Origin of the sequence: Kitasatospora sp. NPDC057518 (assembly GCF_042802075.1) — a bacterium.
Lineage (GTDB): Bacteria > Actinomycetota > Actinomycetes > Streptomycetales > Streptomycetaceae > Kitasatospora.
Window position 1 is genome coordinate 1 of sequence record NZ_JBHVEU010000809.1, and the last position, 1,149, is coordinate 1,149.

Genomic DNA, 1,149 nt, shown 5'->3' on the forward strand with positions numbered 1-1,149 from the left:
GCGGGGACACCGGCCCTCGGCCGTGAGGTTCCTACTCCGCGGTCTCGCCCGCGCGCTTGCGCTTCAGCCACAGCGCCGCGCCGCCGGCCGCGACCACCAGGCCGCCGCCGACCGCCAGCAGCCCCGCGTCGGGGCCCATCGAGTCGCCGAGCACCGGGCCGAACTGCGCCGCCGCCGGCTCCGGGGAGACCGCCGGGTCCGACTCGGCGACCGGCTCCGCGTGCGCCACCGCACCGCCCGACAGCAGGACGCCGGCCACCCCCAGCGCACCGGCCGTACCGACCCGCCGGCCGAGCCGCCTCAGCTCGACCCCCCGGCTCCACCGCACTCGGCGGTCCGGACGCAATTCCCGCATCGAGAACTCCCCAGGACTCGTTCGCGTACCAGGCCGACGCTATCCGATCCCGCACAGGTTTCTCACACCGATTCAGGTTTGACGGGCCAAGCGTTGTACGACCGTTGCGTACCCCGCACAGGGTCCTGACGGACGGTCAGGAGGCTCAGGAGTTGTACGTCCCCTGGGCCCGCTCCAGCCCCTCGGACAGCAGCGCCTCCACCGCGTCCGCCGAGCGGTCCACGAACCACTCCAGCTCCTTGCGCTCGGTCGCGGAGAAGTCCTTCAGCACGAAGTCCGCGACCTCCATCCGGCCCGGCGGACGGCCGATCCCGCAGCGCACCCGGTGGTAGTCCGGGCCCAGCGACTTGGTGATCGACTTCAGCCCGTTGTGGCCGTTGTCCCCGCCGCCCAGCTTCAGCCGCAGCGTCGCGTAGTCGATGTCCAGCTCGTCGTGGACGGCGACCAGCGCCGAGGCCGGCGCCTTGTAGAAGTCGCGCAGCGCCGTCACCGGCCCGCCGGAGAGGTTCATGAAGGACATCGGCTTGGCCAGCACCACCCGCCTGCCCGCCAGCCGTCCCTCGGCCACCTGCGCCCGGCTCTTGTGCGCCTTGAACCTGGCACCCATCCGCTGCGCCAGCAGGTCCACCACCATGAAGCCGATGTTGTGCCGGTTCCGGGCGTACTGCTCCCCGGGGTTGCCCAGCCCGACCACCAGCCACGGGCCCTCGTACTCGTCCGCCATGCCGTCCTTCCTCTCCTTCGCGCTCGTCGTCATCATCCCGGACACGCCGCTGCCCCGGGCGCTCCGACGG

2 protein-coding genes are annotated in these 1,149 nt (G+C 72.4%); both read right to left on the reverse strand.

What is annotated here, in order from left to right:
* Positions 1-31 precede the first annotated feature (31 nt).
* Positions 32-355 (reverse strand): hypothetical protein, encoded by a 324-nt coding sequence (locus tag ACFU7Z_RS39545; RefSeq protein ID WP_143204483.1) that lies wholly within the window; start codon positions 353-355, stop codon positions 32-34.
* A 145-nt stretch (positions 356-500) separates the two neighbouring features.
* Positions 501-1,079: an aminoacyl-tRNA hydrolase gene (pth, locus tag ACFU7Z_RS39550; RefSeq protein WP_074001289.1), complete on the reverse strand. Its 579-nt coding sequence runs from the start codon at positions 1,077-1,079 to the stop codon at positions 501-503.
* Positions 1,080-1,149: the final 70 nt, after the last annotated feature.

Bases quoted from the DNA above. Each gene is read 5' to 3' on its own strand.
- pth (WP_074001289.1), bottom strand. From the start codon at position 1,079: ATGGCGGACGAGTACGAGGGCCCGTGGCTGGTGGTCGGGCTGGGCAAC.
- ACFU7Z_RS39545 (WP_143204483.1), bottom strand. From the start codon at position 355: ATGCGGGAATTGCGTCCGGACCGCCGAGTGCGGTGGAGCCGGGGGGTC.